This is a genomic window from Streptomyces similanensis (assembly GCF_039543625.1).
GTDB lineage: Bacteria > Actinomycetota > Actinomycetes > Streptomycetales > Streptomycetaceae > Streptomyces > Streptomyces similanensis.
The window spans coordinates 1-12792 of sequence record NZ_BAABKC010000080.1; the positions used below are offsets into that span (position 1 = coordinate 1).

16 protein-coding genes and 2 pseudogenes are annotated in these 12792 nt (G+C 68.0%); 5 read left to right on the forward strand and 13 right to left on the reverse strand.

All coding sequences use genetic code 11. The features are described from left to right. Positions 1-251: IS3 family transposase (locus ABEB07_RS25960; RefSeq protein ID WP_345670522.1), on the forward strand; the 251-nt coding region annotated here is incomplete at its 5' end. A 28-nt stretch (positions 252-279) separates the two neighbouring features. Here the strand turns inward: ABEB07_RS25960 and ABEB07_RS25965 are convergent. Together ABEB07_RS25965 and ABEB07_RS25970 are read right to left on the reverse strand one after the other, a co-directional pair. Beyond that, entirely contained in the window at positions 280-507 is a 228-nt protein-coding gene (locus tag ABEB07_RS25965; protein ID WP_345670523.1) for a hypothetical protein, read from the reverse strand. A 177-nt stretch (positions 508-684) separates the two neighbouring features. Beyond that, on the reverse strand, positions 685-1641 hold the full coding sequence (locus ABEB07_RS25970) for a proline dehydrogenase family protein (RefSeq protein WP_345670525.1): 957 nt from the start codon (positions 1639-1641) through the stop codon (positions 685-687). A gap of 133 nt (positions 1642-1774) precedes the next feature. On the opposite strand from ABEB07_RS25970, the gene ABEB07_RS25975 reads away from it, so the two are divergent. Beyond that, positions 1775-2779: a GlxA family transcriptional regulator gene (locus tag ABEB07_RS25975; RefSeq protein WP_345670527.1), complete on the forward strand. Its 1005-nt coding sequence runs from the start codon at positions 1775-1777 to the stop codon at positions 2777-2779. Positions 2780-2821: 42 nt separating this feature from the next. Here ABEB07_RS25975 and ABEB07_RS25980 read toward each other — a convergent pair whose 3' ends face one another. The 10 genes and pseudogenes from ABEB07_RS25980 to ABEB07_RS26020 all read right to left on the reverse strand — a co-directional run bounded on the left by ABEB07_RS25980 (position 2822) and on the right by ABEB07_RS26020 (position 9626). After that, positions 2822-3262, reverse strand: coding sequence for a hypothetical protein (locus ABEB07_RS25980; protein ID WP_345670528.1), 441 nt, complete (start codon positions 3260-3262; stop codon positions 2822-2824). 34 nt (positions 3263-3296) lie between these two features. Further along, positions 3297-3782, reverse strand: a complete 486-nt coding sequence (locus ABEB07_RS25985) for a hypothetical protein (RefSeq protein ID WP_345670529.1) — start codon at positions 3780-3782, stop codon at positions 3297-3299. Positions 3783-3877: 95 nt separating this feature from the next. Continuing rightward, entirely contained in the window at positions 3878-5653 is a 1776-nt protein-coding gene (locus tag ABEB07_RS25990; protein WP_345670540.1) for an alpha/beta hydrolase, read from the reverse strand. Positions 5654-5664: 11 nt separating this feature from the next. Continuing rightward, positions 5665-6099, reverse strand: coding sequence for an amino acid ABC transporter permease (locus ABEB07_RS25995; protein WP_345670530.1), 435 nt, complete (start codon positions 6097-6099; stop codon positions 5665-5667). Positions 6100-6593: 494 nt separating this feature from the next. Then, positions 6594-7115 carry a hypothetical protein gene (locus ABEB07_RS26000; RefSeq protein WP_345670531.1) on the reverse strand — a complete coding sequence of 174 codons (522 nt, stop codon included), beginning with the start codon at positions 7113-7115 and terminating at the stop codon, positions 6594-6596. Positions 7116-7856: 741 nt separating this feature from the next. Next, the gene (locus ABEB07_RS26005; protein WP_345670532.1) at positions 7857-8162 is read right to left on the reverse strand and encodes a hypothetical protein; all 306 of its coding nucleotides are present in this window, start codon (positions 8160-8162) and stop codon (positions 7857-7859) included. A gap of 49 nt (positions 8163-8211) precedes the next feature. Further along, positions 8212-8688, reverse strand: coding sequence for a hypothetical protein (locus tag ABEB07_RS26010; RefSeq protein WP_345670534.1), 477 nt, complete (start codon positions 8686-8688; stop codon positions 8212-8214). A 212-nt stretch (positions 8689-8900) separates the two neighbouring features. Next, positions 8901-9296: pseudogene (locus ABEB07_RS26015) on the reverse strand (restriction endonuclease); the annotation flags it as partial. Beyond that, a pseudogene (locus ABEB07_RS39275) lies at positions 9275-9325 on the reverse strand (hypothetical protein); the annotation flags it as partial. The pseudogenes ABEB07_RS39275 and ABEB07_RS26015, both read right to left, overlap by 22 nt. 97 nt (positions 9326-9422) lie before the next feature. Then, entirely contained in the window at positions 9423-9626 is a 204-nt protein-coding gene (locus tag ABEB07_RS26020; RefSeq protein WP_345670535.1) for a hypothetical protein, read from the reverse strand. 187 nt (positions 9627-9813) lie between these two features. Here ABEB07_RS26020 and ABEB07_RS26025 point away from each other — a divergent pair, with 187 nt between their 5' ends. Together ABEB07_RS26025 and ABEB07_RS26030 are read left to right on the forward strand one after the other, a co-directional pair. Beyond that, positions 9814-10647, forward strand: a complete 834-nt coding sequence (locus ABEB07_RS26025; protein WP_345670536.1) for a hypothetical protein — start codon at positions 9814-9816, stop codon at positions 10645-10647. Positions 10648-11077: 430 nt separating this feature from the next. Next, positions 11078-11332 carry a transposase family protein gene (locus ABEB07_RS26030; RefSeq protein ID WP_345670537.1) on the forward strand — a complete coding sequence of 85 codons (255 nt, stop codon included), beginning with the start codon at positions 11078-11080 and terminating at the stop codon, positions 11330-11332. On the opposite strand, the gene ABEB07_RS26035 is transcribed toward ABEB07_RS26030, so the two are convergent. After that, positions 11322-12251 carry an NADP-dependent oxidoreductase gene (locus ABEB07_RS26035; protein WP_345670538.1) on the reverse strand — a complete coding sequence of 310 codons (930 nt, stop codon included), beginning with the start codon at positions 12249-12251 and terminating at the stop codon, positions 11322-11324. The two genes, ABEB07_RS26030 and ABEB07_RS26035, sit on opposite strands and share 11 nt — an antisense overlap. A 90-nt stretch (positions 12252-12341) precedes the next feature. Here ABEB07_RS26035 and ABEB07_RS26040 point away from each other — a divergent pair, with 90 nt between their 5' ends. Then, the gene (locus ABEB07_RS26040) at positions 12342-12722 is read left to right on the forward strand and encodes a winged helix-turn-helix transcriptional regulator (protein WP_345670539.1); all 381 of its coding nucleotides are present in this window, start codon (positions 12342-12344) and stop codon (positions 12720-12722) included. The last annotated feature ends 70 nt before the right edge of the window (positions 12723-12792 follow it).

Below are 12792 nucleotides of genomic sequence, written 5' to 3' on the forward strand. Positions count from 1 at the left end.
ATGACAATGCCCTGGCGGAGAACCTGTGGATGCTGGTCAAGACCGAGTGCATCCGCGGCCGCGTCTTCGTCACCAGGGCCGAGGCGAACCTCGCGCTCTTCGAGTACATCGACGGCTTCTACAACCCCCGCCGCATCCAGAAACGGCTCGGCTACCTCAGCCCCATCGAGTTCGAGGAGAAGCACTACGCCAGCCAGGCAGCGACCGAACCAGTGAACCTGAAACCACGTCAACCCGCCCTGACCGGCTAGTCACCCACTCCCGCACAACGGGGGAACCTCAATGGCGACGTGGGTGATGTTCTTGCGCCAGGTCAGCGGTGTGGTCTCGAGGACGGGTCCGGGCTGTGCCCTTCACCTTCCAGGCGAAGGCCCCGCACTCCGGGCAGGCGCGAGCCGCTTCCTCCGCCGTGGCCAGATGCACCCGGCGGGTGCCGTCCTCAAGCCGCTCGACCCGCACGACGGACACCCCGTCGAGGCCGAGCAGCAACGTCGCTTCGTTGGGCAAGCCCGTGGCTCCTGCTTAATCTCTGCGTAGAGAACAGAAATGATCACGCGTTCGACAGTGGGGCAGCAGCGGCCGGATCTGTCGTTGCGGTGGATGGGCTCTGGCTTCCGGGCCGCTGGCGCTTCGCAGGGCAGTGTGCTGAGGCGTGTTGACGTGGGCCCGGATCGGGTGATCTGGTCATGCGGCCGCGTCGACCAGGGCTTGGAGCAGGCGCTGGGGGTCTTCGGCGATGCGGTTGCAGACGTAGAGCCACCATTCCGTGCCGAAGACGATGTACTCCCGGGTGGGGTGGCCGCGCTCGGCCATGGCCTGGAGGCGGTCGGGCCCGAGGCCGAGGAGGGTCTCGAACTCCCAAGGATCGGAATCGTGACCCTTCCCTCCGAGGTGCTGGTCAACGCGGTTGATCAGTTCCCAGTCGTGGGTGGCGAAGGAGCACAGATGGCCCGAGTCGGCCAACTGTTGTGCGTACGCAAGATAGGCGGCGGTCAGGGTCGGGGCCTCGCGCCGGTGGGCGATGGCCTCAGGTTCGAGGAAGGCGCCCTTGACCAGGCGGATGCGGCCGGGACGGGAAAGCAGCTCCGGCAGGTCGTCTGCGGTTCGATACAGGCGTGCCTGGACAGTGATGCCCACATGATCGAACCGCTCACACAGCTTGCGGTGCAGGGCAAGCACCTCGTCGGTACGGTCGGAGCCTTCAGCCGAGATCACCATCTCCCGCCCGGTGTCGGCGGTGGCCTGGGCGATGCGGGAGGCGTTGGCAAGGGCAAGCTCTGCATCGACGGCCAGGCCGATGTGGGACAAGTCGAGGGAGATCGAGCACCCGGGTGGAAGTAGCCGGGCCGCAGAGAGGAACGTGTCGGTCTCTTCCGTGGCTCGCCGCGGGTCGCGGCAGCTCTCGCCCATGTACTCGACGTTCACGCGGTGGCCGACGGCCAGGACCTGCTGCGCCCGGTCCAGGGCGTCGGGCAGGGTTTCACCGGCCACGTACCGTTGCGCAACTTTGCGGGCCAGAGGGCCCAGGATCGGGTCATCTGGGACACGCCACTTCAGCTCCTCGTCGAGCGCGAGCCCACGCAGGACTTGGGCAGCCTGTGACGAGAGGGCGGCGTTGGTAGCGGGGATCTGCGTGGTCATGCGCTGTGCCTAGCTGTTCGCGGGATGGATGAACGCCTGCGAGCCTTCCAGGCCGGTGCTATCACGTGAGAGTGGCAGATACGACAGGTAAGCTGAAATTCCTGCCACTGCGGTAAGAAGGGATCAGGAACCTGTGCTTCACGGCGTCGCCGTCCTAGCCCTCCAGGGTGCCCACGCATTCGAGCTGGGCGTGTTCTGTGAGGTCTTCGGGATCGACCGCAGCGACGACGCGCTGCCCGTGTACGACTTCGCTCTTGTCTCGGCCACCGGCGACAGCGTGCCGACCCGCCACGGCTTCGAGGTGCGGGCCCAGCACGGCCTGGAGCGGCTGGCCTCGGCGGACCTCATCTGCGTCCCGGCCTACGACCTCAATGTGCGCCAGCCGGACAACCTGACCCAGGAACTGCGGGCTGCTGTGAAGCGTGGCACTCAGGTCCTGAGCATCTGCACCGGAGCCTTCCTCCTGGGCGAGGCCGGGCTGCTCGACGAGCGACGCTGTACCACACACTGGCGCTACACCGACGAACTCGCCCGCCGCCACCCGCGTGCCCGGGTCGAGTCGGACGTGCTCTACGTCGATGAGGACCCGGTCATCACCGGCGCCGGCACCGCCGCCGGCGTCGACACCTGCCTCCACCTCATCCGCAAGGAGCACGGCAGCGCCGTTGCCAACGCAATCGCCCGCCGCATGGTCACACCCCCACACCGTGACGGCGGCCAGCACCAGTACCGCCAACGCCCCCTCCCCCGGGAGGGGACCGGGTCCCTCGCCCCTGTCCTGGCCTGGGTGGAAGCCAACCTCGACCAGGACCTGACCGTAGACGCAATGGCCTACCGTGCCCACCTCTCCCCACGGACCTTCGCCCGACGCTTCCGGCAGGAAACCGGGACCACACCACTGCAATGGCTGACCGGACAGCGAGTCCTGCTCGCGCAGCACCACCTGGAGACCACAGACGACCCAGTAACCGCGATCGCCCACCGCACAGGCTTCGGCACCGTCGACAACCTCCGCCACCACTTCGCCCGACACCTCGGCACGACGCCCCAGGCATACCGGCGGGCGTTCAGAGCCCTGCCCACCAGCCGGCGATCCGCGCCCCTCACAGTTTCACAAGGGCCGCGCAGTACTGACTGATCGCTGTCCGGTCTTGAGAACAGAACCAGGTCGGCAAGCCCGTCACTCACCGTGACTGCACGTCAGTGGCCCAGACGCTGCGCACCGCTCAAGATCGAAGACCCCGTTTTCCACCACGCCCCCGTCGGGATTCGCCCCGAGCCCAGCGCAACAGGTGCTGGTCGCCTGGGTCAAAGGGGGGGCGTGGGTCAGGCGGTGCGCTGCGCGGACGGCGGTCGCCTCCAGCAGCCCAGCCTTCTCCGGGCGGGTGCTGGTCGCGGCCGCTGCCAGCCTCCACAGGACGAGGGCGGCGCCGTGGCGCAGCAGAGGCAGCAGGCCGGTGAGGAAGTCGTCCTCGAAGGGCTCGGCGCGGACGATGGACGTTGTCACCGCGTCGGTGAGCATGCTGCCCTGGTAGTCGCGCGGGTGCTGTCCTGGTTGCCGCAGGGAGACGGCACGGGCCCGCTCCAGCAGGGCGCTCGGTGCCCTCAGCCGCAGGGGCACGTGGTCCGCAGGTCTCCCCGCCAGCGCGGCGTGCTCATGGGGTGACCGGTTCGCGGGAGGACCAGAAGGGGTCGGTCACGTTGGGACGGGGCACGTCCTTGCCGTAGTAGCTGTGTCCGCGTGCCTGCGTCCCCGGTGCCTTGACCTCGGACGTACGGACACAGGCGGTCTGCACGTCGAGGAAGAACTGTCCTTGCCCGCCGACGACGAGGCCCGTACGCAGCAGACCGTCCTCGGTTTCGGCGTACACCTCGGGGAACTCCTTGTCGGACACGACCTTGGTGATTTTCAGGCCTGTCTTCTTCCAGTACCGCTCGATGACGCCGAGAAGTGCTCCGCGCCGCTCCGCGGACACCTTCGTCATGACGACCGCGCGGCGCGTCACGTCCCCGTACTCGTCCGAGCCGCCGCAACCGCCGTGGTCCGAGGCGTCGTGCGTCCATTCGAGCGGGGGCCGGACAGCGCCGAAGGTCCGGTACACCAGAGCGTCGGCCTTCTCGGCTGCCTCCTGCATGTCCATCTTCGAGTTTCCCTTCACACCCCCATCGCTTCCACCGCAGCCGGTTACGGCCGCGATGCCCAGGGTGATAGTGGCCAGGTGAGCCGCGAGCTTTTTCATCGGGGGACTTCCGTGGTGACGTTGTCTGACCTGCCGGCGACGATCTTGGCGATGTTGTTCGCCGCGGAGGGGTTTCTGTCGGGATCGAAATACCCGGAGTGGGCCGGCGTTGGTCCCTCGCCCGAGAGATAGAGCGGCAGCGGCCCGTCCCCGGATTCTATGCGGACAGCACCGAACTCCTTGCTGGCCGGATCTCGGCCGAACCAGCGCTGGTCGTCCATATAGGTGTCCACAGCCGGGCCCAGGAGACCGTGCGCGCCGGGTAGCCAGGTAACCGGATCGTTCCCGGCCGAAGCGGAGAACACGTGGCCCTTGCCGACGTTCAACTCGTCGGCCCGCTGAGCCCCTGTTCCTGGACTGCCCAGCAGGACGATGTCGTCGGCGCCGGGTATGCCGCCGTGCTGACGTGCCGCCGTGCCGACCAGGAGGGAGCCGTAGGAATGACCGATTGCGGTGATATGCGGGTCCTTGTGCTCATTGGTCGCCTCTACGCCTTCCATAAAGTTGCGGTAATCCGGTGCCCCCTTTTCCGCATTGCCGCTTGACGCCACTTCTGCAAGCCCTGGCGCGTCATAACCCAGCCAGACTATGGAGGCAGTCGACTGGTCGTATTTCCGCGCGCCCTTGACGGTCTGGAAGGCCCTGCGGACCGTGTCGTCCGCGAAATCCGCGTCCAGTGCGGTGCCGAGACCGGGGACGTACGTAGAAACGTTCTTGGCGGTGTCGGGGTTTCCGTAGCTGACGATTGCCCGCCCGTTCCCCTCGTCCCCGATGCCCAGAAGAAACATGGGTGGGTTGCTGCCCGCGTCGAGCTTGGCCTGAATCCCCTTCATGCCCTCGAGCTGGGCCTTGGACACATCGTCGTGCCGTCCTCCGAGCTGCGCGATGAGCAGCTTCAGGTTCTCTCGGTTGGCGTCGTCGCGGGTCGTAGCCGGGATGCCGTCGAGGCCGCCGATCAGTCCGGGGAAAGCCGACAGGTATTCGTCGCGCTCGTCTGCCGACAGGTGGTCCCACCAGTCTTTGCGCTCCGCCGGTGTCTTGTCCAGCGGCACCCTGTCCGCGAGGTAGGGCAGTGCCGAGGAGCTGACCGAGTCGGTGTCGGACGCGACGTCCGCCCACGTCTTGGCGTCCACGGTCAGACCCGCAGCGGCCTTCAACTTGGCCAGGGCTGCGGAGTACCGGTCATCGGCGCTCCGGGCACGCAGCACAGCGAGGGAGATGCTGTTGGCTATCTCCCGCGCTTTTGCGTAGTGCGGGTTCGGGACTTCTACCTTCCCGCCGACATCGCCCAGGCCAGGCTGGTACAACCGGTTCGTTCCCGAGGACGGAGCCGCGCTCCCGGGTGTGAAGGTTCCGTCCTCGCCGTAGACCGTGCCGCCTGGATATTCCTGACCGGTCTGCTCGTTCTTGCCGCCGGCCGGGTAGGTGACAGCCCCGTTAACGTCGACCGTGTGACCGAGCGCCGCGGCGTCGTCCAGCGCTTCGGTCAAGGCCCTGCGCTGGGTGGTCAGCTCGGCTGCCAGACCGTCAAGCGTGCCACGAATGAGACCGCACTCGGCTTGGATGTAATGGTAGTTGTCGCCCAGCCGCCTGAGGCGCTTGACCGCGGCCTGCGCGGCTTCACTCTCCTGGGTTTTGCGGAGCGGGCCGCTTATCTCGCCCTCGATCCGTTCACGACCGGAGTCCGCGTGCCGGGAGGCGGCGCCCCACCCGTCGCCCGCGTGGCTGAGCGTCTCCAGCTTGAGGTCCCTGAGCTGCTGCCAGGTCAGCATCGACGCCACGATCAGCCCTTCCCTGAACCGGATACATGCACGGAGTCGGCCTTCGCGCCCACCGCCTGGTCCGCTTCACCCATGTCCACGACCACCTGCCGCAGTTCGGGCTCCAGAGCGCCGCACTCATCCCGAACTGCACCCAGTCGCTTCTCCCACGAGGCGAGAACGGCCTTGAGCGCCGTCAGACTGGCCAGGCCTCCAAGCGAGCCGGCCACACCGCCATGAGAGAGGGCCAAGTCCGCTTTGGACTTCGCCGTGCTGGTGTCCAGATCGTCGGCCACGGCTGCGGCCCGCGTCCAGGGACCGTGCGTGTGCCGAATCCGCCCGGTACCGTTCCCCCCGGTGGAACCACCCGCGTCGCCCGGGATCTGATTGAGCTGCATGCGTGTTCCATGCCGCTCGGCGGCCGCCGCCTTGAGTTCCTCCCATTCCTCCCACGCCACACGTGCCCCCCTTGTCGGTTCTGATGCCCGACAGATATTAGGCGCCCGTGGTGCCGCTCCCATCCGTGAACCAGCCCGGCCGCCCTGAGTACGCATACTCAGGACACGGGGAGCGCGGGGACCGAGAGTGCTGACCGACCGGGGCCAGCACATCATCCGGGACGGCGTCGGCCTCGGGGAAGGTCTGGAGTGACAGTTCCCCGCATCGCGGCGGTCTGCCGCTGCACCACCTCTGCGATGGCCGGGTCCACCAGGGACGGCCGGGCGGTCTGACGGTGCGCCTCGATCGCGCGGCGGTAGCCCTCCGGCGACGTTCGACGCTCCACCGGCACGGCGGGCAAGGCCGGCACTGGGGCCGGGGCGGCGGCCGCCGTGGAGGGGCCAGCCTCCACGGGCGCGGGTGCCAGGACAGGGCGTGGGGCAGGTCGAGTGCGGGCCTTGACCCAAGGCCGGGTAGTTAGCGTTTCCGCAGGTTAGGCATGGGGCGTTGCTGCTCATGCGGTTGCCGCGTAGAGGCCGTGACCGATCTTGTGGATGAGTCCGTCGTCGGCCCATCGGGAGAGCTGGCTGTACCTGGTGTGCAGGGTGATGTCTGCGAAGTGTGCGGCGATCTCGCGAGGGCGCCAGAGGCGAGCGGGGTTCTCCTGGAGGAGTGCAAGGACCCGGTGCCTGCGGCGCCGGGCGGGAAGGACGTACGGGTCGTCACGGGAGCGGGTGGGGAGGGCCAGCTGCGTGTCCGGAGGTTCATGGACGGAGATGTCGAGGCTGATGACGGCAAGGGTGGCGTCGGGCCGTCCGTCGTTGTGAAGTCCGCTGTAACGGGATATTGGTGATGTGACCTTGCGGGTGCTCACTCGCTGCCGCCGGGCCGGGAGCAGGCCGGCGAGTAATTTCTGTCCGATGCGGCCGGCCGCGCCGTAATTCGCTGTGCCGATGCCAGCTGCCTGGATGACCTGGTCGCGGGCGGTCTGGAAGGCGATGGTGAAGCCACAGCGGTCCGGGTCGGTGCCTGGCACGGACTCGGCGCCATCGGCCGTGACCGCCCGCAGTGAGCGCGCTCGTTGTGCGGCGATCGATGCCGGCGGTGAGGCGCTGAGGGCGGTGCTGGAGGGCCGGCCACATCCCTGGCCGCGTTTTCGTTGCCCGGAGTGCGGCGGGACCTGGTACAGGCAGTGACACGCCGTTCGGGAAGAGGAAGCGCTCCGATGCGCTGTACTGCTCGCCGCGCTGTCGTACGCGGGCGTGGCGGCGGCGTCGTTCGCGTTCGGAAGGCGTCACGCCGTGACGGCTGTGTGCGACGGGAATGGCCGGAGGGGCGGCGCCCCTGGGGTGGGGTGCCGCCCCTCCGGTGGTTGTGCGGGGGTTGGTCAGGGGCGGGTCGCCGCCGGACAGGAGTTCCAGGGCCTCCTTGCGGATCTCTCCGGCGATCGTCTGGGAGACGTCGACCCTGGTCATTCTGGGTGAGCGGGACGGCCTCCGGGTTGATGTCCTCGGCCCGAGTGCCGGCGCGGTGGGCGATGAGCAGCATGTGGGCGACGCGGCGGGCCTTGCGCTGACGCGGGGCCAGGTCGCTGTAGCCCTCGGCCGCCTCCGCGTCGGCGAACAGGTTGGTGGCCTCCTTGTAGGTTCAGGACGCCTGATGGCCCCGCTGAAGGCGGGGTATTCGGTGGGCGCGAGTTCCTGAGCCGGCTTCACTGAGGCCGTCGGGTTGACCCTTCACTCAGGGCAGCCGCTGTCCCATCTTCGCTGACTGGCGGTTATGCCCTTTCGTGTCCCACCAACTCCTCAAGATGGGCGTGGACGAGGTGCGCGAGCTGCTGCAGTCGGTCAGATGCCGGGGCGGGGGAGGTGAGTACGTCCAGCCAGGACTTGTCGTTCCAGGGCAGGGCGACTTCCCAGCGCTCGGCAGGGTGGCCGTGACGGCTTACCCTCAGCCGGTACGTCAGTGTCGCGGTCCGGTCGGGGTGGAGTTCGACCGACACCTTGTCGACGTCGAAGCGGAGCCCGTCGGCGGTGATGTGCGAGCGACTCAGAGTTTGCTCGGCCGGTGTCGGTTCTTCCACGGGGACAGGCCGTCCTTTCCTCGCCGGAGCGCGGGTCCGGGCTGGGCGATCAGCAGGCAGCGGCGCCGGAGAAGGCCGGCTGATCGACGTTGTACGCCGTCAGGAGGTCGTTCTTGCCGCCCGGGGTACCGATGATGGTGCGGAATTTTTCCACCCGCGGGCACTTCCTGAGGTAGGTGGAATATCCACCGCGGCCGTTCGGGTCCCCGGACCAGATGGCAGCACCGATCTTCCGGTCCATGGTGCTGTTCCAGCCGTGCCGCAGCTTAATGTGCTTCCAGCCCCAGGTACTTGTAGCACAGCGGAGAGTGTAGAACTTGGGGCCCCAGTGGTACTTCTTGAGGATGTAGTTGCGGTTGTGGCTCCTGCATCGAGCATCGAAGCTGTCCCCCGCTGCTGCAACGGCCTCCCGGAATGCGGACAGCGTGGAGGACGCTGCCGACGCCACGCCGGCGGCGGGAGCCAGCAGGGCCGATAAGGCTATAGCCGCAGACAGCGCGGCCCGGGCGGGCATGTTGAAATGCATGTAATTCCCCTGTTCTTTCCCCATGGTCAATGGGGAGTTGGCGTGTCGCGCCTCATCGACCGTTTCATCACCGACCGAGCACCGTCAACCGAATTGTCGAGTCGTGGAAACGAGCCAGCCGACCAGGAACTGAAATGCACCTGTCGGGATATGGAATGCGGTATCTCGTCTGCGGATATCTGGCGGCGAACCGATGTCGTCGCGTACTCGTTTCAGGAGAGGGCGGTCGGCTTGCGGGGCGGCGGGACGGCGTGCAGCAGCTCCCACAGCGGGCGTGAGCCGGACGCCCACGCTGCGAGGGTGTGCCGGTCGACGACGTGGAGGCGCTGCTGTCGGGCAAAGGTGACGGCGGGTGCGGTGACGCGTCCGTTGGTGATGATGACCGCGATGTCGGCGCCGTGGACCTGGCGGACGGTGCCGTTGAGGACCTGGAGGTCGGGTGTGCCCACTGCGGAGCCGGCCAGGCCGTTGCGGCGGTGTTTGCGCTGGATCACCCAGCGCCGCCCGTAGGGGTCGGTGGCTTTCACGTCGGCGCCCCCGGGCGCTGCAGCGGGCGGTTGACCTTCCACAGCAACTGCGGCCTGAACAACTGGACGAGTCCCATCACGATGAGCACGCACAGCAACACGACGACCATCTGCTCCCCCTTGTCGGAACTGAGTCGAGGCTCGCATCCCGGGCGGCTTGAGGCTGGACCCACGCGCTCGCCGCGCGCGGGAGGACGTCCGGCCCGGTCATGGCCGCTCCGTCCGCCGGCGTCGATGGGCCCGGTTGGCGATCAGCAGGCCGCAGAAGACGGCCACGATGACCGCCGGGAAGACGGCTTTGCCCGGGTGGCCCTCCGCCACCCGCCACACGAGCAGGGCCAGGTTCAGGCACAGCACCACCCAGCCCGTCGAGGACACCCAACGAGCACCCGGACGCGTCCAGTTCGGCATGTCATACGCTCCGCGTGATGGACTCACGAAGACACTTCCCGCCCAACCCTGTGCCCCGGCGCGGCTCGAACAAGCAGGGCGGTGGTGACTGGCACGCCCGTCGGGTGCCGAAGCCGTGATCAAGAAGTGATTGACAGCGGCAACGGGCGCAGCGGACAGTGCTTGCTCGGACGACCGGGGTGGGGAAGTGGAACAGCAGCAGTATGCGGAGCAGTGCTCGGAGCTTTTCGCGGTGGGCGGCTACGCCTCGGTGAGGAAAGCGGCTCGGGCAGGGATCGAAGAGTGCGGGCCGGACCCGGTTCTCCTGCGCTGGCTCGGCCAGGCGCACGCCGCGGAGGACGAGGACGACCACGACTGCGAAGCCGAAGCCGCCTACCGTCAGGGCCTCGCCCTTGCGGCGGATGATCTCGGGCTCCTGGTGTCGTACTGGGAGCTCTGCCTGCGCTCGGACTCCTTCGACCACCCGCACCGGGCGAAGCGCGCCGTGACCTTGCAACAGAGGATCGAGGAGCTGGCTCCACCCGGGTCACCCGAGGGCCGACGCGTCGATGACGCTGTCGGCTGGGCCGGACGGGGTTACTGGGACGACGTGACGGCCGGCGCTGTCCGGGGACAGGTCGAGCAGGAGGTCCTCGCCGAGCAGAGCGTGCTCGTCACCGACGCGTTGCGGCGAGCCGCTCGCGACGGCGTCCGCCCGGACACCGGGGAAGACCTCCACGCCGCCGAACTGGCTGCGGCGGTCGAGCTGTTGCAGGGGCCTCACAACGCGCCCCTACGTCTGCTCCTCGCCCACCGCGTCGGCGCGTACGTTGTGACGTTCCTCGCGTCGTTCACCCTGAACAAGGCGCTGGTGTGGGGCGGGGTCGTGCGCTTCAGCCTGTGGGGCTGGCTGTTGTGGATTCCCCTGCTCGCCGCCGAAACCAAGCTCCGGCAGGCTAGAAAGCTAGGACAGCAGCGCGTCATCGAGCGTATCCAGGCGCGCCATGGGGAGGCGCGGGACCGGACCCCTTCCGCAGGCTGACGGAAGATTCGAGAAGTGGGCACTGACGGGCGAGCAGAGCAGGGCCGTCGCGCCGTTTCGGCCGCTGCCGTCGACCTCCGAGTGCCCTGTGGGACCATCTCTGTTACGGTTCCGCAAAGACGCCAAATGCACGCCGCGCCGTGGTTCCTCCCCGGCGAGCTGCTGCCGGTCTTGGGCCTCCCGTTTCCAGACCACCCAGTCGAAGTCCTCCCAGAGCTTCGCCTGCTTCACGTTGGCTTTATCGACGACTCCCGGGTTCTGGCACAGAACTTGGGGAGCGATCGCGGAGTGTTACCGCGATGTTCGATTGCGAGGAGGCTGGCTCGTGTGAGACGGCGTACGCCTTGCCGTCCGACAGCCGGAAGTGACGCCCTCTCAGGTATCTGCCGACCGCTGCTGTGGTCGGCTGCGAACGGTGATGGTGCTGGTCATGCAGACCGATGCACCGTTCTGGGAGTCGCTGGTTTTCGACGGGATTGACGATGTGGATGTAGAGACGGTGACGGCCGCGTTCGGCACGGTCGAGGTGGTCGCGATAGGCCGTGCGGCCGGGGCTGCATGTCCGGACTGCGGCTGCTTCTCGGACCGAGTCCACGACCGGTATCAGCGCAGACTGAAGGACCTTCCGCTCGCTGAAAAGGGGGGCCTCGCTCACGCGAGGCCCCAGTATGGGATCAGACGGTGAGGACGAGCTTGCCCTGGAGGTGACCGCCATCGAGAAGCCGGTGCGCGTCGGCGACGCCCTCGAACGGGAACGTCTCCTGCACGTGGACCCGGAGCCTGCCCTGTTGGACGAGATCGACGAGACCTCGCAGGCCGACGGGATCGGGGTCGACCGCGATGCCGCTGAAGCGCATGCCGGCCGCCTCGAACTTGGCGATGAGCACCGAATCCTCTTCGGCGACCGCCGTCACCAGGTGACCCCCTGGGCGCAGCACGTCGAGCGACCGTTCGACGGTGTCGCCGCCGATCGTGTCGAGCACGATGTCGACATCGCGGACCGCCTCAGTGAAGTCGACCGCCGTGTAGTCGATCACCTCGTCGGCGCCAAACCCCTCGACGAACGTCCTCTTGCTCCCGCTGGCGGTCGCGATCACGTGCGCGCCGAACGCTTTCGCGATCTGAATCGCGACGTGGCCGACCCCGCCACCACCGCCGTGGACCAGGACGCGGTCACCCTCGCTCACGCCGCCGAGGTCGACGAGGCCCTGCCACGCTGTCAGTCCGACGACCGGCAGCGCCGACGCCTCGACGTGCGTGAGCGACGCCGGCTTGCGTGCCAGGTGGAACGCCGGCGCCGACACGACCTCGGCGTACGCGCTCGCCGCCCGCGGGAACAGCGGCATCCCGAACACCTCGTCGCCGGGCCTGAACCGCCACGTCTGCGGCGCCTCCTCGATCACGCCGCTGATGTCCCAGCCGAGGATGAACGGCGGCTGGCCGATCAGCGGGAACTCGCCGGCGCGCAGGCGCGCGTCCAGCGGGTTCAGCCCGATCGCCTTGACGCGGACAACGACTTCGCCCGGCAGGGGCTGGGGCTCGGGCACGTCCACGATGGTGAGCACCTCGGGACCGCCGAGCGTGTGCTGGGTGATGGCTCGCATGACTCTCCTGGCTTTGGAAGGGGAGAGAACCGAGGCTACGTTTCCGATAGGAACCAGCAGGTGCCCTTTGACGCAGGTACTTTTGGCGCCATGAGCGGTTTCGGTCCCGGTGATCTCTTTCTCTCCGACTGCCCGGCGCGTCTGGCGGTCGAGCTGATCGCCGACAAGTGGACGGTGGTCGTGCTCTACGGCCTCAGCAAGGGCCCGGTGCGGCATGGCGAGCTGATCGGGCTGATCGGCGGCATCTCCCGCAAGATGCTCACCCAGACGCTCCGACGGCTCGAGGCGCACGGACTCATCCGCCGCCACGCCTACGCCGAGGTACCACCCCGCGTCGACTACGAGCTCACCCCGCTCGGGGCGACGCTGATCGATCCGATCCACATGCTGACCGAGTGGGCGAGGGCGAACGGCGACGCAGTGCTCGATGCGCTCGACGCCGACCCCGAGCCGGTCGCCCAAAGCGACTGAGCCCCCCGTTATGTTTTCCGCGGTTCCGCAATGGGGCCGCTGGCCTCCGGGCCCGGCATGACTGTTGCCC

What these genes read in the sequence shown, in the direction of transcription:
- ABEB07_RS26040 (WP_345670539.1), top strand. Translation starts at nt 12,342, where the DNA reads ATGAGCGGTTTCGGTCCCGGTGATCTCTTTCTCTCCGACTGCCCGGCG.
- ABEB07_RS26020 (WP_345670535.1), bottom strand. Translation starts at nt 9,626, where the DNA reads ATGCCGAACTGGACGCGTCCGGGTGCTCGTTGGGTGTCCTCGACGGGC.
- ABEB07_RS25985 (WP_345670529.1), bottom strand. Translation starts at nt 3,782, where the DNA reads ATGGACATGCAGGAGGCAGCCGAGAAGGCCGACGCTCTGGTGTACCGG.
- ABEB07_RS26010 (WP_345670534.1), bottom strand. Translation starts at nt 8,688, where the DNA reads ATGCATTTCAACATGCCCGCCCGGGCCGCGCTGTCTGCGGCTATAGCC.
- ABEB07_RS26035 (WP_345670538.1), bottom strand. Translation starts at nt 12,251, where the DNA reads ATGCGAGCCATCACCCAGCACACGCTCGGCGGTCCCGAGGTGCTCACC.
- ABEB07_RS25970 (WP_345670525.1), bottom strand. Translation starts at nt 1,641, where the DNA reads ATGACCACGCAGATCCCCGCTACCAACGCCGCCCTCTCGTCACAGGCT.
- ABEB07_RS26030 (WP_345670537.1), top strand. Translation starts at nt 11,078, where the DNA reads ATGCAGACCGATGCACCGTTCTGGGAGTCGCTGGTTTTCGACGGGATT.
- ABEB07_RS25990 (WP_345670540.1), bottom strand. Translation starts at nt 5,653, where the DNA reads ATGCTGACCTGGCAGCAGCTCAGGGACCTCAAGCTGGAGACGCTCAGC.